Raw genomic sequence first — 271 nt, forward strand, 5'->3', positions numbered from 1 at the left:
TAGCCGACCAGCCAGAACGCGCGACTTGCTGCCAGCTTCATATGCGCGACTTCAATTCGGCGCCGAAGCCCACCGATAAAGACGTATTCGCAACTCCAGTCGAACTGGAACGCTTCGCCATATTCGAATGCGAGCGGAACGAACGCACCCCGCTGGGCTCCTGCGTCGCGCTCCTGTTTCCAGCTGCGAACAAATGCACACACGCGGTCATAGCTGCCGTCGTAGCCCGCCGCCCGCAAATCTTCGTGCATCTGGGTGGCGGAACGCCGCT

General features: G+C 60.9%; 1 pseudogene. It reads right to left on the bottom strand.

The features are described from left to right. Nucleotides 1-271: pseudogene (locus SB717_RS36010) on the bottom strand (IS21 family transposase); the annotation flags it as partial.

Source organism: Priestia sp. SIMBA_032, from assembly GCF_046535215.1.
Classification (GTDB): Bacteria; Bacillota; Bacilli; order Bacillales; family Bacillaceae_H; genus Priestia; species Priestia aryabhattai.